The following is a 23,143-nucleotide window of genomic DNA, read 5'->3' as shown; positions in this document are numbered from 1 at the left end:
GTTGATATCAACTCAATGATCTTCAATAAGGAACATTAAATGAACGAACCCAGTTTAGATCAAGAGCTCCAACAACTGCAAAATGTTTATAGTCTCATCACTGAGTTTGTCATTGAATATAGTTTTCAAATCGCAGGCGCAATTATTATTTTCTTATTGGGGCTTTGGCTTGCTAGTAAAGCTGCCAGCATAGTCGCCGCTCAACTGCAAAAACATAACATTGATATCACCCTCAGTAATTTTGCCTCAAACTTAGTCAGAATAATCATTATCGTAATGGTCGCGGTAATTTGTTTAGGCAAACTGGGAATTAGCGTAACACCTATGGTGGCTGCAATTGGTGCCGCATCTCTAGGTGCAGGCTTGGCATTACAGGGCATGCTAGCTAATTATGCTGCTGGCGTTACAATTATTGTTACCCGCCCTTTTGTGGTGGGCAATACCATTGAAATTAAGGATGTTAGTGGTGTTGTCGAGACAATAAAATTAGGCCAAACCATTTTAACGAATGAAGAAGGTGAGCAGATCAGCATCCCCAACAAACATATTATTGGCGAGATTTTACATAACTCATTCGCTTATAAGCTGGTTGAGAATAAATTTAATATTGATTATCAAGCCGATGCCGATCACATTATCCAATTAATAAACGCTGTACTAGCCGCCTCACCTGCGATTTATCAAGAAAAGAAACCCTTGGTTGGCATCAATGGCTTTAATGCTATCGGTATTGAGATTGGCGTACGCTATTGGGTGCCAACACAACGTTACTATGAAGAAAAATATCACACTAACTTAGCTATTATGAAGGCGCTAACGGCAGCAAACATTACTATCCCATGTCCTGTGAAGGAAATTCATTTACAGCGCTAGTATTAGCATTTGGGCGGTTAGTCTTCAGCGCTATGGAGGCCAGCACATAACGCTTAGCCTCCCTCGTTGCAGCATAAGCTAACGTCTAACTAAAAGTCGCGAGGGTTACACCCAATATAACGAGTCTGCATGCTATGCAATTTTTACATCGCAGTGGCTCAGCCGGCACAAAACAGCCAATAACAGCACCGTTATCTGAGTAAATACAACTGCACTTTTACGTTAATTCACTAACTGGATGGTTTCAAGCGTGCGGCATATTCGATGATACTGCTGCGGTATAACTCCAACAACTCGAGATTTTTTACTGCAACACCAACCTTTTGTGAGGGCTTACTCATCCATTCATCATGCAGATACACACGGCTATCTAATTTCTGAATAGTCATTCCTTCAGCGACTCCATCGGTCACGACCCGTATTGGCCCTTCTCTAAGAGTAAAAAGCGTTGGATTAATCACATAGGCAATCGCTGATGGATCGTGTACATGGCAAGCCTCGAGGCCAACTTTTTCACTGTAAAACCGTAAATAGAACCGGCTAATATCCCAAATAAACTGGCCTACCTCACCAGCATCATCGCGCAACTTATCAAGATACTCTCGGGTAAAGAAACTTTGCTCGGTGACATCTAAACCAATCACTACCACAGGCCAAGAGGCGGTTAAAACCATATCAGCCGCATGAGGGTCATCATGAATATTGGCTTCAGCAAATGGAGTCACATTGCCACTGTGATTGTTCTCACCAAAGGCCCCACCCATGATGACCACTTGTTTAACTAAATCAACAATCGTGGGATCAGCCTGAAGCGCGAGTGCAAGGTTAGTTAACGGACCGATAGCGACCAAGGTAATTTCACCTGGCTCGGCTTTTACTGTATCGATAATATATTGATATGCAGGACGAGGATCCGCTTGCCCCTCGACCTCAGAAGGAACCATGACATCACCAAAACCACCTTCGCCATGAACAACTACTGTAGGTCCTAGCGGAGATCGTACGATAGGTTTACTCGCACCTGTGACAATATCAGCCTGTAACTGATATTTTTGCTTAAGATAAAGCGCATTATGGGTCGCATTTTCAATGGTCACATTGCCATAAACCGTGGTGATCGCTTTTAGTTCAATTGCTGGATGCGCTTGGGCAAATAGAATCGCAAATACATCATCAATACCGGGATCTGTGTCTAATATAATTTTAGTTATCATGGGGATAGCTGTCCTACTCAATTTAGGTGAATTGATTAAAATGATTTTTACTGGCTATTTGGCGATGATACTCATAGACACTTCTATGTATATCAACAAGATAGTCGACACTTTAGTCCAATATAAATACACAGAGGCTCATGAGTGACTTAGCACTATACAAAAATCATCATGATGTAAGTGTGATAGCGCCTAAACTTGCAACTAAAAGTGCCCTCAGTTATGCGCTTACATTCATATTTAATCACTCATTTATTCATTTATTCATTTATTCATTCGCTAAAAACCATAAATAAGTTCATTCATCACTCGAATGACACAAGGTGATGCTTAGTTAAGGGTTTTGCTTCTATCATCAATTTAAGCCACGACCAAAAGTAAAGCGTGCTTGACATTTATTGTGAGGTTGCGTTAACTTAAGTCAAGCTTACTTTACTTAATGACAAACAAACACGACCAAAGGAGTATTAATCATGTCATCACAATCAGATCCACGAGACTGGAAAAACGCCAACAAACAAAACACTGCTCGCTTAGCAAAGTGGACCTTCGCTTGGGTGATCACTATGGCCATAGCAAACTTTGGCCCAATATATCTGTGGCAACAACAAGCCATCACAGCTCTGGCCATTGGGATTAACTTTATAATTGGTATTGGGATGATTATGGCCAACCGCCGCCAACTACTTGGCCTAGATGAGCTACAGCAAAAAATTCAATTACATGCGATGGGACTCAGTCTAGGGGTGGGGTTAATAGTTGGTTTAAGCTACTCAAATTTAGACACCACTAACCTAATAAGCGGTCATGCTGAGATTTCACATTTGGTCATTATCATGAGCCTAAGCTATTTAGTTGGCATAATTCTAGGTCATAGGAAGTACCAATGAAAAATCGCTTAAAAGTGCTCCGAGCAGAGCAAGGCTTTACCCAAGCACAGCTAGCTGATTTACTTAATGTTTCTAGGCAAACCATTAATGCGATCGAAACCGGTAAGTTTGATCCCAGTTTACCATTAGCCTTTAAAGCAGCCAGATTGTTTAACTTACCCATTGAAAGCATTTTTGAAGACGAAGTCTAGCTAGTAGCATTAAAAATAAACATTATAAAATACCCATATTATGCAAAATCAAACTTGTGTTTAACAGAGGATATTTTAGGCTTTATTGAGTTAAATTGGATTCATAAAACCGCATGAAAGACAGAGATAAAATTAGCATTGTGACGCTAATTAAGCTTATTGAACGCTAATATTTAACTCTTCGGTTATGGATTAACGTCATTTTATTGGGTATGTGAACATCATTAAAACAGTGGGCAAACAACTAGAGAGGTAAGACAACTCACCCTTAACGTTAACTGAGTTTGACTATTTAGCCTGTATATTTCAAACGTAAAATAGGCCTTTTATATTAAAAGGCCACTGTGACGCTTAAGAGGGATAATCCATATTCTCTACAATACATGTTAAACACCACAGCGGTCGATTCAACTCAAGCATTGACCAGATTTACAGTATTAACCCTAAAAGCCCTACTCACTGATATAAGATTAATCTCCTTTATGTCAGCGCAGGTTTGGTTTGAGAAGACCAATGCCAAAGGCGGCCATTGCCACTGCTATGATGGCATTAAGGTAGTTGAAAAAAGCATAGGGTGCGTAGTCAAGTACGTTTACCCCTAGAGTGGCAGTATAAAAGGCACCGGCCGTGGTCCACGGAATAAGGCCTGTGGTCATAGTGGCCCCTTCTTCTACTGAGCGCGAAAGAATGGCTGCCTCTACATTTTGTTGCTCATATTTGGGCTTAAACAGTTGGCAACTTAGAATAATCGAAATATAAGCCTCACCCATAGCAATGTTACCTAAGAAGCCGGACATAATCGTCGTCGCAATAAGGGTGGCGGTGCGCTGCACTCTTTTTATAATACCGGCTAATAGTGCGCTGAGAAATCCCGCGCCGTGCAAAATTCCGCCTAGCGCGATAGCCATTAACGCCAGCAGTAAGGTCCAGCTCATGCTGCTAATGCCACCGCGACCAAGCAAAGCATCTAAACTGGCAATACCGGTTGATTCGGGCGTATTTTCCCACAGCGCATTTAGCACAGAGATAGCACTTTGTTGCTGATAAAAAATCGCAATTAACACAGCAAGTATAATACTGCATGACATAGTCACTTCAGCGGGCACTTTTTTAATGCTCAGTACCGCGAGTAAAATCAGGGGTAATAAGGTGATCAGCGGCGTAAGGCTGTAATTGTTAGCAAGTGCTGTTTGAATTGAAGTGACCTCTGCCAAGTCTATATTTTGCTCGCCATAGTTCAATCCGATCACTAAAAATATTAAGAAAGTGAGGATAAAGGTCGGCGTTGTGGTGAACAGCATGGCATAAATATGTCGATAAAGATCGGTGCCAGCACTCATAGCGGCGAGGTTTGTGGTATCTGAAATCGGCGACATTTTATCACCGAAGGTGGCACCGCAGACAATCATACCTGCAACCAAAGGCAGGGGAATATTCATGGCAGAACCAATGCCAATAAAAACCACGCCTAAGGTGCCGACGGTACCCCAAGATGTTCCAGTTGCTAGCGACATCAAGGCGCACAGTAATAAACCGACAGCCAGAAACAAACTCGGACTCAGCCAACTAAGGCCATAATAAATCAGCGTGGCGATGGTTCCACTGTGCATAAAACTGGCAATCACCATGCCGATCAATATAAATATATAGATGGCAGGCATGGCTCTGGTGAGGGCGTTAGTCATCAACTCACGTATATGTATATAGCCGTAACCAAGACTAAAAGCGTTGAGTCCTACCCACAACAGACACAGGAACATCAATGTATGCAGGCTGATGCCTAGACCAAAAAGCCCACCTGCAATGGTGATGATAATCACGCTAAAACAGATAAGAGACTGCAAAAAACTAGGGCTACGGGGTAAGTTAGGCGTAATTACAGACATTGGCACACATTATGGTAACAATTGAGATAAAGCTGAGTATATCAGTACAGATAATTGGGTAAACTATAAACAAGCAGGATATCAAAAATAAACCTTTCATCTTTTAGCCGCAATGGTTTAGCCCCGAAGCAAAAGCCAAATCAACAGGTATATCATCATAGATTGCTGTACATAATCTGTTACGTCCTCTATATCTTCCACACACTCAAAAAGCGGTTGTACTTGTCGGGGTGAAGATTATGCTTGCGAAATAAATTTAACCTATTGCCTTAAAAAAACGTCTAGTTTTGTATAAATCACGTATCAAGTATAAACACAGACGTTTTTAATCAATATTCACATCGTAAAAATTATCCATTGGTTATCCATTGTTGCTGTATCTAATCTAGATGCGAGTGCTTTTATACCATGTGAAAGAGGCATTACCATGAATCACAATCCTTCTCAGCCACTTCGCGTTACCTGGGCACTTAAAACAAGCTTTATTGCTGATGCTTTAGCCATGCCAGTGCATTGGTATTATCAACCAATGGAAATCGAGCGTGCTTTTACGGGTGGTATTCAGCGCTTTGAAGCTGCACCTGAGTTTCACCCTTCATCTATTATGTCATTGCACTCAAAACACAAAGGAGGGCGACAATCCAATGCTCGGTCGTCTAAGGGACATGATGCTCACAATCAGCCGCCGCAAGTAATAGGCGATATTATTTTAAAAGATAAAGCTCAGTTTTGGGACAGACCGAATGTGCATTATCATCAAGGCATGCAGGCGGGTGAAAATACCCTTAACGCCCATTGCGCTCGCGTACTGATGCGTACTCTGGCGAGTTCGCCACAACGCTACGACCGACAAGCATTTGTTAATGCCTACATTGACTTTATGACAATGACTCCCGCCTCTCATCCCGATACTTATGCAGAGTCTTACCATAGAGGATTTTTTGCTAACTTAGCACAGGGACGCAAGCCTGAAAATTGTGGGATGATAACTCACGACACTGCATCCATTGGTGCATTGGTAACCATAGCGCCTTTGGTGTTTTCAGAACGACTTAAGGGCATAAGCGAAGCCGAAATAAAGATTACCTGCCGAGCGCATTTGGCCTTAACCCATCCTGATGAATCCTTAATGCAGGTGTGTGATAGCTACGTACAACTCTTGTGTGCTCTGATGGAAGGGCCGGATGAGGCCAGCGCGAAAGCACTTTTACTTGAAGCAAGTAAAGGCTTAACGAGTACTAATTTGGCCGGTCTGTTAAAACGTAATGTGCCCGACAATCAGGTCGTCGGCCAAGTGTTTTCAAGGGCATGTTATATTTCAGATTCTTGGCCTGTGGTCTTGTATCTGGCCTGTAAATACCAACATGATCCTTGGCAAGCACTGCGAGTGAATACTAACTTAGGCGGCGACAACGTACATCGCGGCATAGTGCTGGGAACCTTGCTTGGATTGCAAAGCGACATTGTGGCCACCAGCTGGTTTGAACAACTGGTAGACCACAAATTGATTGCTGAGGAAATTGAGGCGCTTATCAGCGTGGCAAGCGCTCCCAAACCGTAAGTTCAGACAAGGTATGCTGAAACTTGTGCTGAGTTTCACGGATCACAAACGGCACTTTGCGCGGCTCACCGATCAACTTAAAGTGGCTTGATAGTTGATCTTTCAAGCCATCTAACGTGCTGTAGTTTTCACCATCTTTTTTGAAACCCCCTATCCATTCTGCCTTGGGTGTATGTTCTTCCAGCCAAGTGTAAGGCGATGCAATAATAAGCAAACCGCCATCATTGATGCGCTGTGCCATATCCGCCAGAAAACGGCTTGGCTGGTAGAGCCTATCAATCAAATTAGCTGCTAGCACTAAATCATAAGCAGTGAATTGGGGTTTGAGGTTACAGGCATCACCTTGATGAAATGCGACACGGTTTGCATAAGCTTCCAACCCTAGTTCTTGCAGGGTTCGAGTATGATAGCTCACTAATTCGCCTTCTTCCGCTCGGGCATAACGCACTGCGCCTTGCTGTGCCATTTTAGCCGCTAGGCGAGTAAAGTTGGCAGAAAAATCAATACCGTCTACTTCATCGAACTGACGCGCCAACTCAAAACTTGCTCGGCCACAGGCACAGCCTAGATCAAGGGCTTTAACAGTGGGTTTACCCTTCATTGCCTCAAGTGCAATATCAGCTAAGGCTTTAGGGAAATTATCTACGCCATACCAGGTGTCACCAAAGTGAAACTCTGCATATTCTGACAGCAACTGGTCACTTTCGTAGTAAGCCTTATGAGACGTTGCCTCCACTTCAGAGGCAATATAGCGAAATCCTGCATGCTGCAAAAAGTGACGCCTAAATGCATAACGTGCACTAAGGCGTGCTTCATTACCACTTGAAATCCATGAGCCACCTTTGATCAGATTGTGTTTACCATCAAAAGTTGGCGTGGTGAAATCGTCATACAATGGGTGTACTTTAAAGTTATCGAACGGGTAAATCGGCGTTTCGGTCCATTGCCATACATTGCCCACTACATCAAACCAATTACCATGTTGATAGCGCGTTACCGGGCAGCATGAGGCAAAATGGTCAAGATGCAAGTTAGCATTGGCGGCACTATTCCCCAACTCTTCGACGCCCGCTTGTGCACACAAGCGATACCATTCGTCTTCAGTTGGCATGCGAATTTGTTGCCCGGTTACTACTGTTTTCCATTCACAAAACGCTTTCGCTTCATGGTAGTTAACTTCAGCAGGCCAGTCCCAAGCCATATCAACTTCTTCCGTCATCAAGCGCAAATACCAGCCATTATGCCAACGCCAAAATGCTGGGTGTTTCGCCTCAGTAAATTGCCGCCAAGCCAGGCCTTCATCGCTCCAGAAACGATTTTGCTCATATCCACCGTCCTCAACAAACTCGAGAAACTCCTGATTACTGACTAAATATTGGCTGGCTTTAAATTCAGCGACCTCTGCCTGATGTTGGCCATATTCGTTGTCCCAGCCATAGAAGGCACTATCAAGTGATTTGCCAAGATTTACTGAGCCAGCGGCAACGCTGATAAGTTTGTTTTTTGGAGCTTGGCCAGTATCTTTGCAAGCTTGCCATTGAGGTAATGGCTGGACTTTGGCCAATTCATGTTGGCGAATGAGTACCGACGACGTCTCAAGGTGGATACGCTCATGCTCAATACCCATGACGATAGGCCACCAGGTATTGTCCCAATCAATGGGTAGCACCAGGTCCAAGGTATCAATTAATGTTAATACTGTGGCACGTACTTTAGCGCGATAGTCTTTTACCGCAGCAACACTGGGCCAGTCATAACTGTCTTCAGACAGATCATCCCAGCTCATTTCATCAACACCCACCGCAAAAATTGATTCCATATGAGGATTAATCCTATCGGGTATCAGTTTTGCCAATAGTAGCTTGTTGATGAAAAAAGTGGCCGTATGCCCAAGATAGAAAATAAGCGGGTGGCGCAAGGGGATAGGTTTTTGATAAAAACCGGCATCATCGCGCAAACAATCAAACAGTTGCGTATAGGTATCAAAGGTGTTGGTGAAGTAAAGCGCTATTTCTTGGCGCTTATCATCCACGGTGCCACTGTTGAGTTTAGGGGTTCTGCGCAATGCTCCAGAGTCAACAAACTTTGTCGATCGTTTAGCCATTTCTTGAGCGTTTTGTATAGGTAATGTCATCGTGGAACACGTTCCCTTAATTCTTATTCTACATTTATACGAGTAACTACTGGATGAAGGGTCAATTTTTTTACTTTATATTGATATTACCCGTAAAAAAACAAAAGTTTTGCCGGCGGTTAAACGTCTCTGCCCTGCAGTTTTTTAATGGCTTCGACTAAATAATCTCGTGAACAGCCGAAATTCAAGCGAAAACAGTCTTTATCACCAAAGTCTCTGCCCGCTGATGGGCCGACACCTTTGGCTTCACACCAGGCTTGCGTATCGGTAACTTGCAACCCGCTGGCATCAACCCAGAGTAAAAAAGTTGCCGCGGGTGCGATAGCTTTTAAACCGTCGATTTTGTTAATTTCAGTGACTAAATAATCGCGATTTTCTGTTAAATAAGCCACTTGTTGTTGATGCCACTCATCACAATGTCTGAAGGCTGCATTGGTGGCAGTAAGGCCTGTCACAGTGACCGATGGCATAATTCCACGGGCGGCATGGTTAAAGGCTGCTCTTAATTTTGCGTTGGGAATAATAGCAAAAGACGTACCTAATCCCGCAATATTGAAGGTTTTACTCGCGGCCATCAATGTCACTGAATGCTCAGCCAACTCTGGGTGCGCACTGGCAGGTAAATGTGGCACGTCATCTAAAATTAAATCACAGTGTATTTCATCCGAACACAGCATGACGCCATGCTTTGTGCATATTGCTGCAATTGTGTCGAGTTCTGCTTGGTTTAAGACTGTTCCAAGCGGATTCATTGGATTACACATAATAAATAAGCTGGCTTTGGGATCCGCGGCCGCCGCTTCTAAGGCATTAAAATCGAGTGTCCAGCGCCCTGCCACTTTTATCGAACCTATACAGGTTCGGTTGAGATGATTAATACCCGCTGCAGCTAATATAGGAGGATAATTGGGTGTTTGTACGATAACCGTATCCCCTGTTTGGCAATATGCTTTAATAGCCACATTAAACGCCGGCACTATACCCGGAGTCCACACTAGCCAACTGGGATCAATCTTCCAGTTATATTGACGTTGACACCACGCCACAACGGCCTCACAGGCATCTGTATCGTGAGCCGGTGAGGTATAACCGAACAGACCATCATCAATGCGCTGATGTAAGGCAGATAAAATAGGTTCAGCACAGCGAAACTCAGTATCAGCAATCCACATAGGCAATATATCTGTACCTTTGTATTTTTCCCATTTATGGGCTTTTGACCATCTGCGGTCAGGTTTATCACTGAAATTCATTGCGGATCCTTTGATTATTCATGTGGTAGCCTACAGAAAATAGCTGACTTAGCCTGTTGCTATTAACCCTTGGTTTGGCCTTAGTTATGCTTTTACTCTACCTGTGCAGCTAGACTCGGTCCGTGAGCTGGCAAATTTAGCGGCAATTTATGCCGACGCTGAAATCGATTTGTGTCCACCGATAACGCTGAAAGCATAACCCTTATGCTCTCCACTGCAATGGCTTAACAAACTATTGAGCCTAAAAAACCTACAGAGTATATCGGTAGGTTTTTGGGGGCATTGTTATGATTTTCGAGTCAATTTATACACAGCTTCATTAAGCCAAGGCACCTGTTTATAAACAAACCTAGAGTTATCGGCCAACACGTCAGCACACTCAAGTAACTCGACCGTAAAATAAGCTGTTAAGTAGGTTTCAATCCAGGTTGGACTCACAGCAAACGGTGGTCCTTTTAGGGTTTCTTGTGGGTAATCAAGGGTAATGAGTAAACCACTAACATCAGCAGGCACTAGTGCAGCTAGTGTATGAACATACTGTTGGCGCATTTCTTCAGGCCAAGCAATCAGTGCCGCGCGATCATAAAAGCCGCTAATCGATGATGTTAACTGGGAAGGTAGAGTAAAAATATCACCTTGATATAAGGTCACTTGCTCGGCAGAGAATACCGCGTGATCATTAATACGAGACTCTTGATACACTATATCGTTATCAGTAAAAAAATCTTTTACCGCGATTAAGCTTAATTCACAGCCTAACACCGTATGACGCTGTTCGGCCAAATAAAACATATCTAACGATTTACCACATAAAGGAACAAACACCTCACTATTTTCAGGTAAGCCCAAATGCGGCCAATATTTTACTAAAAATGGGTTCACTTGGTTTAGATGAAAACCGATTTGTTGTAATTGCCATTTTTCATGCCAAAAGCTGGGTTCCATAATGCTATTCTTCAGTCAAGTTGCTAGTGTTGTGCAGGCTACTTTAAAGACTAAAAAAAAGGGATGCAACTGCCGTTACTGATTTAGCAATATGCGACCTAGGCTTTGCCGTCTAGAGTCATTTGTACTTGCCTTAACCAACGACAGTTTTCACATTGGCACTTTCTTCGCGACATATGGTGTGGGCTTAAATTAGAATCGATGTAATCAACTGCGATTAATAATTGCTGCTTTAATTCGTCGATTGACTTCAACTCAAGTGCGACCATTTCATCATTATGATTAATCCACACACATTCTTCACCCTGATGACATGTTATGCATTGCTCATCACTTTGATTAAAAAATACCGCATGAGGACAATGGGTCACTTCCATAGACTGTAAAATTCGCTGCCGAGGAAAATTAAACAACTGAATTAATTCAGCTTTATTTATATTATGCATATAACCTCTCACAAAAAACATTCATTAACTGCTTCAACCATAATACCCAGTGTTGATTCATTTTGATTTGATATAGGTCAAGGTTTACATATCGGATTTTTTTAGATAGGAAGCCGCTGTTAATCAGTTAAAAATAGCGACTGATATAGGCTCTTTGAGTGATTTGCAGCTAAAAAGGTTAAATAGACTTTATGATATATCAATGGATATCGCATGTTTTAAATAACAGCACTTGCCGTCGTAAGGTTAATCAAGGTTTAATGAGTTAACAGTCAATGGAGGCTAATCTTTGCAAACACCGCAACTGCAGCACTTTTATATTAACGAAGAGCAGTCTATCTACCTGCTAAGCGCTAATGACGCCCGTAAGCATAAAGCATGGGTTCGTCTGTGTAAGCAACAGCTCAGCAAGCTGGGATATCAACAAATTGAATTTATTGGTAAAGGCGCTTATGGTTTTGTGTTTGCAGGAGTCAATGAGTTTAACCAGTCGCATGTGTTTAAATTCTCAAGAGTAAATTTACCCCAAAGTGTTCAAGATAGGCTGGAAGAAGAAGCCTATATGCTCAGCCAAGTGCATCATCCTAACGTGCCTGGAGCAATTAAATTTGAACGCGTTGGTAAGCAGGGAATATTAGTCATGGAGCGGGCTCAAGGCGAAGATTTAGACAAAATTTGTCAGCGATTAGGTGCCTTGCCTCCAGTAATGGTGGTGAGTATTGCCAGGCAATTGGCTAATATTTTATATTATCTGCGCAAAGGCAAGCCTCTAGTACACGGCGATATTAAGCCATCGAACTTAGTTTATGATATTGAAACCGACAAGCTATCATTAATCGATTGGGGGTCTGCGGTATTTGCTCAGCGAGATGAACACAACCGCGCGGTTGATGACAATGTTATGTCTTTATTATCCAGCGATCAGCAACATACCAATGCTCGCATGGGAGATGTTTACTTTATTGGTGACGAGCAACTGAGTGGCGCATTATCAACACCAAGATTTGACGAGCAAGGCGCAGCTGCAACCCTGTATGCACTCGCCTCAGGCCAAATCAGTCGTTTCGGCACCAAAGTCATTCCAGCCACCAGCATAGGATTGCCCATAGAACTGGCAAAAACACTCGATGCAATGCTCAGTGACGATGTAGAACGGCGCAATCTTGCTGGTGATTATTTCCTCAAAAGTTTGCGTCACAGCCATAGAATGCATTTACCGATATTATCGACTCCGCCGTTAACACCCGACATTCCAGTGTGGGCTCAACCGCGCTCAAAAACGGTTGAAACCGTGAGTTATAGTTCACGAAAATCATTTTTAAAAGAGCACAATACTCAAGATCCCATTGCTAAAATGGATGATGTGCAACTGGATAAATATTATCGTAACTTTATGGCCGGTATGGCTGATACCGAAAAAGGCTTTATTGCTGCAGTAGGCCGTTTAGCACAGTATCCGATTGTCGGTGGTCTCGTGATCCATTGGCAAGAATCAGGGGTGTTTATTGACTCCAATTTAGCCATTTACGATCCCGACAGCAAAGCACCGTTAATATTAGCGGTGAATAACATGGTCACTATGGCGCGGGGAATTAAACGAATCGGAGTATTTAAAGCTTGTTTCTTCAATGCTAAAGATACCTTACATCTTGAGCGGAAAAGCACTGAGCACCAATATAAAATAACCGGTGAACTGCAAATGCCTTTTGAAGTCGGTGATGTGCCCACTTTAGAAGACAAATCTCGGCTGCATTCATACTTTGAAGACGGTAAAGATCCAGAAGAAAACTTAGAACTACCAGCTGAAATCATGACAGAACTTGGCTGGTTAAACCAAATACATCACACAGGTTGTATTATTTTTGAAGCGCTACCAAACCACTTAAAAATTCATAGCTATTTACGGTTATTAAATCCACGTAAACAAGCTTCGTTTCGGGCCTGTTTAGATCGTATTATCGCTCATGCCAATAAAATTCAAGGTCATGGGATTTCAGGCTTCATGAAACTGCCCTACAAAAATACCCGTCAATTTAGCCATATCGATCGTAAAGCAGATAACTTCTATCCTAAAAACCCTAAAGAGATTGATCATCAAGTTGCGCATAATGAGTGATGAAACTATATGCCGGCATCCACTTTAATATTTTTAACCACATAACAAGTATGTTTTTAAGCTGCCACAAGCTAAAACGCGACCCGATAGAGTCGCGTTTTATTAGCCGTCAAAATTATTAGCAGTTAAAAATATTTGTCGTCAAAAATAATGGGCTATGTTAAATCGGCGAGCCAGGTGGCATGTCCACAGGCTTAGTAATGAGTCGATAACTTGAGTCATCCATCCCTTTGGTTATCCCTTGAAATAACCAATCATAATGTGCTGATTGATAATCGCTACCACGATTACTGCGGCGTTTAAGCTGCTTGATAATATAATCAACTCTTGCCGCCAACTGGGCTTTCACTTCAGGGGCTGTTTTAGGATTATGATACGTCGCTAATAGGCCATCAATCACCACAGTGTTCACCCGCATTTGCTCTGCTAAGCCTTGTCCACTAGGTAAATCTTGGTACAAGGTTGCGCCAACAAGTTTATCAACTAATTTAACCACCGACAGCTGCTGACTATCACCCATATAGCCCTGACTGACTCGATTTAAACGCTCTGGCGCTAATAGTTGAGTCACAACATGACGACTCATGACTTCAGCCATCGCAGCGGGATCGGTAATCACACCTAAGTTTGATCCAAAACTTTCGCGAGTTTTAGCATAGTTTCCCGCTTTAGGTACCAAAGCTTGCAACACATTACTCGGCACTAATAAACTCTTGGTTTGCAAACTCGTCAACAAGGTATCGAGTGCAGCAAATTGCATTTCAGGGCGAATATAATTCCAACGTACACCTGCGCCGACTTGTTGATAACTGTAATCTGTTCCGCCGATCCACTTCGCTGCGGCGTCGATTTGATAACGAGTCAGCAAGTAGATAGGCACAAACGCATCGGCTAATTCGCCATGGGGCTCATCGGCTAATAATGCATCTGAATTAAAATCGTCAATCGCTTTACGGCGCACGGTTTCTAAACGCACTAACTCAGCAACAGCATCGTTACCGCGATCCCATAAACTGGCATATGCATTACTGGCGCTAACACTGCGAGAATCTGCTTCACCAATATAACGAAAACCTTTAGTCAAGGTCGATGTTAACAATGCATCCGTTTGTTTTATATCACCATAACCATACGCTATGGTGTATTTATCCCACTCACCAATACCTTCACGATATGGGGTGGCGATATTGATTTTATCGTTTTGAATACTGGCATATGGATGCGGATAATCCATCACCGAGGCATCATCATTTGTTGATGCGGCAAAGTTATGATCCAGTCCTAAAGTATGGCCCACCTCATGCGCGGCTAACTGACGAATACGAGCAAGTGATAATGCCATTGCCGCGTCGGCTGCGGCTTTACGATCTGGCCATCCAGCAATCAGTCCCCTAGCGATGAGGTGATCTTGGCGAACTCTCAAACTGCCTAAGGTGACATTACCTTTAATAATTTCACCCGTTCGCGGATCGGTAACCGCTGCGCCATATGACCAGCCTCGGGTGGCGCGATGTACCCATTGGATCATGTTATAACGCACATCTTGAGGGTCAGCACCTTCGGGCAGTAATTCCACCTTAAAACCATCGATAAAGCCAGCGTCAGTAAAGGCCGTTTCCCACCAGCGGGCGCCTTCGAGTAAGGCGCTGCGGATCGGCTCTGGTACACCGGGATCAAGGTAATACACAATGGGCTTAACCACTTTGCTAGGCGCATCCCCAGGCGTGACCTTCTGTAATCGGTGGCGTAATAAATGACGTTGTATCAGCGGTTGATCAACCGCAGTAGAATAATCGGCATATTGATCAGACAAATAACCGCTCATAGGATGATAATTGCGGGCTTGATAACCGGCCTCTGGCAGTTGTACAAATGAATAACGCACCCGTACAGACAGCATTTTACCGTCTGGAGTGACTTGCTCAACTTGCTTACCCGCTTTGCTAGCCGTAAAGGTTAAATTAACATCAACATCTGCATTTCGTGCAAACGATTTAATCCCTTGCGGTAAAATGACGGAACGGCTGCTGTCTAAGCTATAGGTGCCTTGATTGGTTGCCGCCAACACATCAGTTACACCATGCAAATCATTAATCACTAGGTCATTAATTGCAACGATTGCCGTTTTACCTGCCACAACTTTACCGCGCCATAAAATCGACTCAGCAAAGGCTTGTGTAACCGCTTGGCGTTCAGCGACATTATCACTAGAGGCGCGAAAATTAGGATTAAGCTGCTTTAAAATAATGAAAGGGCCGTGCTGTTCAAACTGCACCATGCGGGTTTGGCCTAATTGGCCACGATCTAAACCAATATCATTTGAACCCACACCATGAGGTAAGCTGGTCAGCAATAAAAAGGGTTGATTGAGTTTATCTGCTTGTAGGTATAACTCAGCGGATTTAGCATCGTAAAATAGATTGATAAAGCCTGTTGCAGCCTCAGCATTGTTGATTATTGTTTGGGCTGAGTCGCTAGCCGCTATTGCGGCTGTAGAAAATAATGTTGCTGGCGTAATCGCCAGCAACAGTGCCAATGAAATACTACGGCGGACCATAATTAATCTCCTTGTCGGTAATGTCCTATCGTCAAAAGACTACTCGTCTTGATGATTGTGTTTATATGTAATCCAATGCGATAAGGTTTCAAATAATTCAGTAAGCACAATTGGCTTAGTGATATGGGCATTCATGCCTGCGGCTAAACTTTTTTCTTTATCACCGGACATTGCATGGGCAGTCATGGCAATAATCGGCATTTGTTCTTTACTAAAACGTTTGCGTAATTCTGCGGTAGCGGTTAATCCATCCATTATTGGCATTTGAATGTCCATTAACACTGCATCAAACGGCTTAGAATCGATCACATCTAACGCCACTTGGCCATTATCGGCAATCACCACTTCATAACCGGCACTTTTGAGTAATTCAGATGCCACTTGTTGATTAATAAAGTTATCTTCAACCAATAGCACTAAACCGGATGCTTTAGTAGGTTCGGCTTCAATAATAACCGGCATAGCATTAAGCTTTGGCTCTTTGGCAAAAGCATTAATAATTTCATCAAACAAGGCCGAAGCTTTGAACGGTTTTTGTAATACGGCATAAACAGAATCTTTTTGTAATTCATGGTCTAATGGTTCTGCTGCATAAGCTGTCATTAAAATAATAATCGGACGTTTTTCTAAGCTGCCGTCTTCAATCATTTGATCAACGGCTTTAATCACGTCACAACCGTTCATTTCTGGCATCATCCAATCTAGCAACAATAAATCGACCGGCTTTTTACGTAAAATCTCCAGAGCCTTTTGGCCGCTGTCGGCGGTATTCACTCCAAAGCTGAAATCTGTCATTAATGTAGAGTAAATCTGTAATGCACTTGGATTGTCATCAACCACCAGTGTAGTGAGATTATTTAATTGTTCTGGCACCACTAATGGCTCGACGACTTGTTCTTCGGCAATTTCAAAGCTAATGGTAAAACTGAAGGTACTGCCCGATCCTAGCTCGGACTCAACTTGCATGGTGCCGCCCATCATCGACACTAAATGTTTACTGATCGATAAACCTAAGCCAGTGCCGCCATATTTACGTGTGGTTGAACCATCTGCTTGTGAAAAGGCATCAAACAGCATTGCTTGTTGATCTTTACTGATCCCAATACCAGTATCGCGTACCCAAAACTTCATGGTAATGCGATCGTCACGCTCACCCACATCTTCACAACCCAGCTCAACTTCACCCGTTTGGGTAAATTTAACCGCATTAGACAATAAATTAACGATGACTTGGCCTAAACGCAGCGGATCGCCGTACAGGATAAGTCCTGCGGTGACTGGCGCATACAGCAGTAATTCAACGCCTTTCTCTTGCGCTTTCATGGCATTAATATCAATAACATGATCAAGCACTTTATCCAGCGGGAAAGCGACTCTTTCTAACTCTAATTTACCGGCTTCGATTTTAGAAAAATCTAGAATATCGTTGATAATACGCAGTAACGACTGCGCTGAGAAACCAGCTTTATGAAGGTAATCTTGCTGTTGCGGGGTTAAATTAGTCCGTTGCGCCAACTGCAGCATGCCAATAATCGCGTTCATTGGCGTGCGAATTTCATGACTCATGTTAGCCAAAAACTCACTCTTATACATATTGGCCAATTCAGCATCTTGTTTGGCTTCGAGCAAGGCCACTTCGTTACTCTTCTGACGGGTAATGTCTTTATGAGTACCGAGCATCCGCTTACTGCAACCGTCCTCAGAAAATTCGACTGCGCGACCACGGGATAACACCCAGTAATACTGGCCATTTTTACCGCGCATTCTGAACTCAATCTCATAAGTACCAACCGGATCACGCACATACTGAGAGCGATATTCCTGCACCCGGTCACGATCGTCAGGATGATACAATTCATCGATTGATTCGAGTAATGGCGGAAATTCATGGGCTTGATAACCTAACATCGAATAGAAGGCCGGATTACAAATAATCTGTTCCGAATCAATGTACCAATCCCACAATCCATCTTCTACCGCATCCATAGCAAGATGATAACGTTGCTCAGACATCCGCAATTGTTCAGCGGCCTCGTATTCACGAGTAATATCACGCCAAACGGAAATCAAACCTAATAGGTCGCCACGGCGATTATAAAATGGCAGTTTAAAGGTATCGAGTAATACTGGTTTACCTTCAATATTCACCCGCTCTTGGTAACGTAATGAATGCTGTTGGGTCAATACTTTGTTATCTTCCTCACCAATGCGCTGGCCCTGCTCTGGGCTAACCACTTCTGATGAGGTTAAGCCAATAATCTCATTTTCGCGGTAACCCAGCATTCTTTCTGCTGACTTGTTACAACCTAAATATTTACCTTCTTTGTCTTTAAACACAATCGCTTCAGGGATTGAGTCGATTAATGACCGCAGTAGTGCAAATTCACGTTCACGGCGCTCAGTCGTTTCACGTAAACGCTGAGTTCGGCGCGCCACTAAATTATCTAGGCGTTTATTTTGTTCGGCTAGATGATGAGTATATTGGCGGTTTTCTTCAAAAATACGGCTCACCAGTGCAAACCACGGCTCCCAGCCATGAGTCATTTTTTCCGGCGGTCTGATTGGTGTTTGAGAACACGCTTCCAAATGTGTTAGCAAGCGTGAAGCTGGGCTAACGAATGCACGACGCGTTTGCCAATGCACAATAGTAACCAGCAGCGACAGGGCCAGCACCACTAACAAAAAGCTCAGTTGCAGCTTGTCCCACGAATCTTTAAATAAATCATCTTCATCTTGCAAATACAGCAAGCGCCATGGGGCGTTATGCAGTGCAACGCTGTGAATATAATAGCCGTTACGTAAAATGCCTTCGTGGGCATCAAATAACTCAGATTCAGACAACGAATGTAACTCTGCCGGAATGCGCTGGCTAATGTGATAAACCTTATTCATCTCATTAGAATCAAAGTCACTGTGAGATAAAATATTGTTTTGCTGATCAAGCAAAATCACCGTACCAGGCATTTTAAAGTAAGTACGAATTTGCTTATCTAACGACGACAAGGTCATGTCTAAATTAATTGAACCAATAAACTCATCGTCTAAATATACCGGTAAACCTAGCGTAGTAATTAAGCCTTGGTGGGCTGAGTCAATGTAGGCCTCACTCCAAAATACGCTGCGTTGCGGGTTCATTGAAGGGGTCGATAATTGAAACTGTTTCTTATTGAGTAATTCATCTCTAAAGCGTAAGTCATTACTTTCCCATGGGTAAAATGACATCATTCGACGTTTAGAAATATAATAAATTGATGAGGCTTTAGGGGCTGCTTCTTTGGCAACGGGGAAAGATAATGATAGTTCAAACAGCATTTCCAACTCTTGGTAGAAGCTCTCACTACGTCCTTCTAGTGAGCCCGCACCAGTAATCCTGCCCATGTTAGTAAATGGCAAGCCGCTGTTAGCGTAATTGGGTTCTAAGGTAAAATACTGGCCATCTTCGTTAAACTTTTCATATTCTGGTAAGCGTTGTTTACGCACAAACTCACCCAAGCGTAAATGATCAACAGCCACATCACGTAAACTTTTCACGGCGCGAATACTCGACTCGAGCAATAAGTCGATCTGCATAACATGACGGGCAACCTGCTCTTCTCGCTGTTGAATTTGCTGCTCTTTTTGACGTTCAAACATAATGCCTGCCGTCAGTAACGCCATCACAATTACCCCGATATAAGTGTAGAACACCGCTCGGTTATAATTACGTTGAATAGGAGATTTTAGTTGTAAATCTGGCTCAGTCGGTTTCATTAACCACCCTTGATACAGCGTAAGAAAGACCCGCTGTCGAACGAATAACACCAAAAAATTCGGTAATATAAAACTATTGATTATGATATCAGGAACATAAGCTCAAGCACATGTATTAATAGCCCAAGGGACTTGCCCAACCTGCGGCCAATAAACATCACAAACCTTAAGACTTATTTAAAAGAGTGATAATACATAAGGTTACCCAATGTAACCTTATGTATGTATGAGAATATCAGCTTCTTTGGTGCAGATAACGCTTTCTATTGGTTAACCGATTACAGATGCTCCTCAGCAAATTCAGCTAATCGTGAACGAACCACACCATTGAGATAAATATTAGCACTGCCTTCAAAGTCTTTAAAACGCTCGACTATGTAGGTTAAGCCTGACGTCACTGCGGTTAAGTAAGTCGAATCTATTTGCGCTAAATTACCACTGCAGATCAGCTTAGTACCCTCACCCATTCGAGTGATCATGGTCTTAATTTGTGATGCGGTGAGGTTTTGGCATTCATCTAAAATGACCACTGAGTTTTGAATCGAGCGACCACGCATAAAGTTAATCGACTTAAATTGAATGTTGGCCTTTTCCATTATGTAGTTCACGCTGCCGCTAGGGTTAACATCATTTTTGTGGAGCACTTCTAAGGTATCGGTAATTGCCGCTAGCCAGGGAGTCATCTTCTCTTCCTCGGTGCCAGGTAAAAAACCTATCGACTCAGCAATTTCGGGGGTGTTACGAGTTACAATGATTTTGTCGTAACGTTTACGCTCAACCACCAGCTCTAATGCAGCCGCCATGGCTAATAGTGTTTTACCGCAGCCAGCGGGCCCCGTCAGAATAATCAGTTCGATGTCAGGATCCAGCAAGGCATCAAGTGCCATGCCTTGATAAATATTCTTCGGTTTAACCCCCCAAGCTTGATGATGCAATAAGCGATCGCGGCCACGATCAATGATCTCTAGGTATTGATCTGTTTTACTGGCAACACGGCCGCAAAAATCGGAACTGTCGTCAATTAAATACTGATTAAGATAAAAGTTTTCATTACCAAGATGCTCCAATGGTACTTGATGAACCGTATGGCGGTCTTTGCGATCGGTAGAGACTTTATCGATATTTTGCCAAAAATCACCCGGGAACTGGTAAAAGCCTTTAGCAAGAAAGCGCACATCATCAATCAATTGATCAGTACGATAATCTTCTACTCGCTCAATACCCGCGCCTTTGGCCTTTAAGCGCATGTTAATGTCTTTGGTAACGAGCACTACGATGCGGGGAAAATGAAGTTTTTGTAAATGCAGCGCGGTATTAATAATGCGGTTATCGTTATTATCGCCAGGGAGTGAGCCGATAATAAATTCTATTTGATGATCAGGAAAAATCGACAAATGCCCCGATACCTCAGCATGCTCCTCGCGTGTAGGTAATGGAACGCCTTTTAAAATTTGCTCCGGAGTAGTGGGTCCCCCCAAAATATCTTCTAATGCTCGTATGGCAACCCGAGCATCACGACTCACATCTCGCTTCCTGTCCTTAATACTGTCGAGCTCTTCTAACACAGTCATGGGAATAATTACGTCATGTTCTTTAAACGAATATATCGCTAAAGGTTCATGCAGTAACACGTTGGTATCCAGTACAAACAACTTTTTGTCGTCTTGTTGCATGGTGCCTCCAGAGTGCTCTCAATGAATAGAATCAGTATCACTTAGCTAAACGTATAACATTAAAGGGATAATTAAAGTCTTTATTGAAAACAGGCCATTGCCATAACAATGCTGCCTTCATAAAATATGCCACTGGCTGAAGAAAAACTCAATGTCATCATTAACGCCTTTGTTTCACACTATGACGTCAATGTGACGCTAACATGTCAAGATGGTGTAAAAATGAACATCTACACGATAAATCAATGCTAGAATTTCAATCTGGATGGGTTTGGTTTAACATACGCCCCCTTTTTTGTTTCACGCAATAAATGAGAGTAGAAGATGCCGTTTGCCTTAGGTCAACGCTGGATAAGTGATACCGAGTCAGAACTCGGATTAGGAACAGTCGTTCAAGTTGAAGGCCGCATGGTTACGCTGCTATTTCCTGCCACTGGAGAAAACCGGATGTTTTCTCGCAGTGAAGCTCCCTTAACCCGGGTTATTTTTAACCCCGGAGACACTGTCGAAAGCGGTGAAGGTTGGAGTATCACCATTGAAGAGCTTGAAGAAAAAAATCAATTGGTGATTTATCACGGGATCCACAGCGAAACCAAAGAAAAGGTCAGTCTTCGTGAGACGATGCTGAACCACAATATTCGTTTCAATAAGCCCCAAGACCGTTTATTTGCTGGGCAAATTGATCGCTTAGAACGCTTTGGTGTACGTTACCAATGTCAGTTATTACGCCACAAATTAGCCACATCAGACTTACTCGGTCAGCAAGGCCCACGAGTTGGCTTAATTGCTCATCAACAATGGATTGCTCATGAAGTCGGTAGTCGCTATGCGCCGCGTGTATTATTGGCCGATGAAGTAGGGTTAGGTAAAACCATTGAAGCGGGTTTAATTATTCATCAGCAGTTACTCACAGGTCGTGCTGAACGCATTTTAATTATCGTACCCGATACGCTACGTCACCAGTGGTTAGTTGAAATGTTACGTCGCTTTAATTTACGTTTTTCAGTATTTGATGAAGATCGTTGTGTTGAAGCTTATGCCGACAATGATAATCCGTTCTATACCGAACAATTGGTTATTTGTTCACTTGATTTATTGCGTAAGAAAAAACGTCTTGAACAAGCTGTCGATGCCGATTGGGACTTAATGGTTGTCGATGAAGCTCACCATTTAGAATGGTCAGAAGATGCGCCAAGCCGCGCCTATAAAATCGTTGAAGCGTTAAGTGAAGTCGTCCCTGGCGTATTGCTATTAACTGCAACACCAGATCAACTGGGCCATCAAAGTCACTTTGCTCGTTTGCGCCTACTCGACCCAGATCGTTTTTATGACTACGATGCTTTTTTAGCAGAAGAATCAAGCTATAAAGATGTGGCAGAAGCGGCTGAAGCATTAAGTAAAGACAGTAAATTACCCGACAGCGCCATTAATAGCTTAACCGAATTGCTGAGCGAAAAAGACATCGAGCCAAGTATCCGCTTGATCCAGTCAAAGGATGTTGATGCCGAATCACAGCAAGCGGCACGTCAAGAATTACTGCAAGAATTACTCGATCGTCATGGTACTGGCCGCGTTCTTTATCGTAACAGTCGCGCCTCAGTGAAAGGCTTTCCTAAGCGTTTGTTTAATGCCTATCCACAAGACATGCCAGCAC

At 43.0% G+C, this 23,143-nt stretch carries 15 protein-coding genes; 6 read left to right on the top strand and 9 right to left on the bottom strand.

The annotated features are described in order from the left end of the window. The first annotated feature begins 39 nt into the window (after nucleotides 1–39). Nucleotides 40–873 (top strand): mechanosensitive ion channel family protein, encoded by an 834-nt coding sequence (locus tag ACED29_RS11960; RefSeq protein WP_124015102.1) that lies wholly within the window; start codon nucleotides 40–42, stop codon nucleotides 871–873. A 230-nt stretch (nucleotides 874–1,103) separates the two neighbouring features. Here the strand turns inward: ACED29_RS11960 and ACED29_RS11955 are convergent, their stop codons facing one another. After that, complete coding sequence (locus ACED29_RS11955) at nucleotides 1,104–2,087, bottom strand: nucleoside hydrolase (protein ID WP_273057894.1); 984 nt, start codon at nucleotides 2,085–2,087, stop codon at nucleotides 1,104–1,106. A 473-nt stretch (nucleotides 2,088–2,560) separates the two neighbouring features. Between ACED29_RS11955 and ACED29_RS11950 the strand changes: the two genes are divergently transcribed. Then, nucleotides 2,561–2,977, top strand: coding sequence for a hypothetical protein (locus tag ACED29_RS11950; protein WP_124015104.1), 417 nt, complete (start codon nucleotides 2,561–2,563; stop codon nucleotides 2,975–2,977). Further along, nucleotides 2,974–3,168: a helix-turn-helix transcriptional regulator gene (locus ACED29_RS11945; RefSeq protein WP_124015105.1), complete on the top strand. Its 195-nt coding sequence runs from the start codon at nucleotides 2,974–2,976 to the stop codon at nucleotides 3,166–3,168. Before ACED29_RS11950 ends, ACED29_RS11945 begins: the two co-directional genes overlap by 4 nt. A gap of 485 nt (nucleotides 3,169–3,653) precedes the next feature. On the opposite strand, the gene nhaC is transcribed toward ACED29_RS11945, so the two are convergent. Next, complete coding sequence (nhaC, locus tag ACED29_RS11940) at nucleotides 3,654–5,054, bottom strand: Na+/H+ antiporter NhaC (protein ID WP_371697753.1); 1,401 nt, start codon at nucleotides 5,052–5,054, stop codon at nucleotides 3,654–3,656. A gap of 427 nt (nucleotides 5,055–5,481) precedes the next feature. Here nhaC and ACED29_RS11935 point away from each other — a divergent pair, with 427 nt between their 5' ends. Further along, a complete protein-coding gene (locus ACED29_RS11935) occupies nucleotides 5,482–6,615 on the top strand; it encodes an ADP-ribosylglycohydrolase family protein (protein ID WP_371697752.1) in 1,134 nt (377 codons plus the stop codon). On the opposite strand, the gene ovoA is transcribed toward ACED29_RS11935, so the two are convergent. The 4 genes from ovoA to ACED29_RS11915 form a co-directional block, all read right to left on the bottom strand. Next, nucleotides 6,587–8,749, bottom strand: a complete 2,163-nt coding sequence (gene ovoA, locus ACED29_RS11930) for a 5-histidylcysteine sulfoxide synthase (RefSeq protein ID WP_371697751.1) — start codon at nucleotides 8,747–8,749, stop codon at nucleotides 6,587–6,589. The genes ACED29_RS11935 and ovoA overlap by 29 nt on opposite strands. 119 nt (nucleotides 8,750–8,868) lie before the next feature. Continuing rightward, complete coding sequence (locus ACED29_RS11925; protein ID WP_182696740.1) at nucleotides 8,869–10,002, bottom strand: MalY/PatB family protein; 1,134 nt, start codon at nucleotides 10,000–10,002, stop codon at nucleotides 8,869–8,871. A 285-nt stretch (nucleotides 10,003–10,287) separates the two neighbouring features. Then, entirely contained in the window at nucleotides 10,288–10,947 is a 660-nt protein-coding gene (locus ACED29_RS11920) for a thiopurine S-methyltransferase (protein WP_124015110.1), read from the bottom strand. A 98-nt stretch (nucleotides 10,948–11,045) separates the two neighbouring features. After that, nucleotides 11,046–11,393 carry a hypothetical protein gene (locus tag ACED29_RS11915; RefSeq protein ID WP_124015111.1) on the bottom strand — a complete coding sequence of 116 codons (348 nt, stop codon included), beginning with the start codon at nucleotides 11,391–11,393 and terminating at the stop codon, nucleotides 11,046–11,048. Between the two features lie 289 nt (nucleotides 11,394–11,682). Between ACED29_RS11915 and ACED29_RS11910 the strand changes: the two genes are divergently transcribed. Further along, nucleotides 11,683–13,509, top strand: a complete 1,827-nt coding sequence (locus ACED29_RS11910) for a protein kinase (protein ID WP_182755378.1) — start codon at nucleotides 11,683–11,685, stop codon at nucleotides 13,507–13,509. Nucleotides 13,510–13,669: 160 nt separating this feature from the next. On the opposite strand, the gene ACED29_RS11905 is transcribed toward ACED29_RS11910, so the two are convergent. The 3 genes from ACED29_RS11905 to ACED29_RS11895 form a co-directional block, all read right to left on the bottom strand. Beyond that, complete coding sequence (locus ACED29_RS11905) at nucleotides 13,670–16,066, bottom strand: zinc-dependent metalloprotease (protein ID WP_371697750.1); 2,397 nt, start codon at nucleotides 16,064–16,066, stop codon at nucleotides 13,670–13,672. 39 nt (nucleotides 16,067–16,105) lie between these two features. After that, complete coding sequence (locus tag ACED29_RS11900; RefSeq protein ID WP_182722386.1) at nucleotides 16,106–19,816, bottom strand: response regulator; 3,711 nt, start codon at nucleotides 19,814–19,816, stop codon at nucleotides 16,106–16,108. A 278-nt stretch (nucleotides 19,817–20,094) separates the two neighbouring features. Beyond that, nucleotides 20,095–21,489 carry a PhoH family protein gene (locus ACED29_RS11895; RefSeq protein WP_371697749.1) on the bottom strand — a complete coding sequence of 465 codons (1,395 nt, stop codon included), beginning with the start codon at nucleotides 21,487–21,489 and terminating at the stop codon, nucleotides 20,095–20,097. A 324-nt stretch (nucleotides 21,490–21,813) separates the two neighbouring features. Here ACED29_RS11895 and rapA point away from each other — a divergent pair. After that, the coding region (rapA, locus tag ACED29_RS11890) for an RNA polymerase-associated protein RapA (protein ID WP_371697748.1) at nucleotides 21,814–23,143 on the top strand (1,330 nt) is incomplete at its 3' end.

This window comes from Shewanella sp. 5S214, assembly GCF_041439795.1.
GTDB lineage: Bacteria > Pseudomonadota > Gammaproteobacteria > Enterobacterales > Shewanellaceae > Shewanella > Shewanella vesiculosa.
This window is presented reverse-complemented; position numbering and strand designations above follow the sequence as displayed.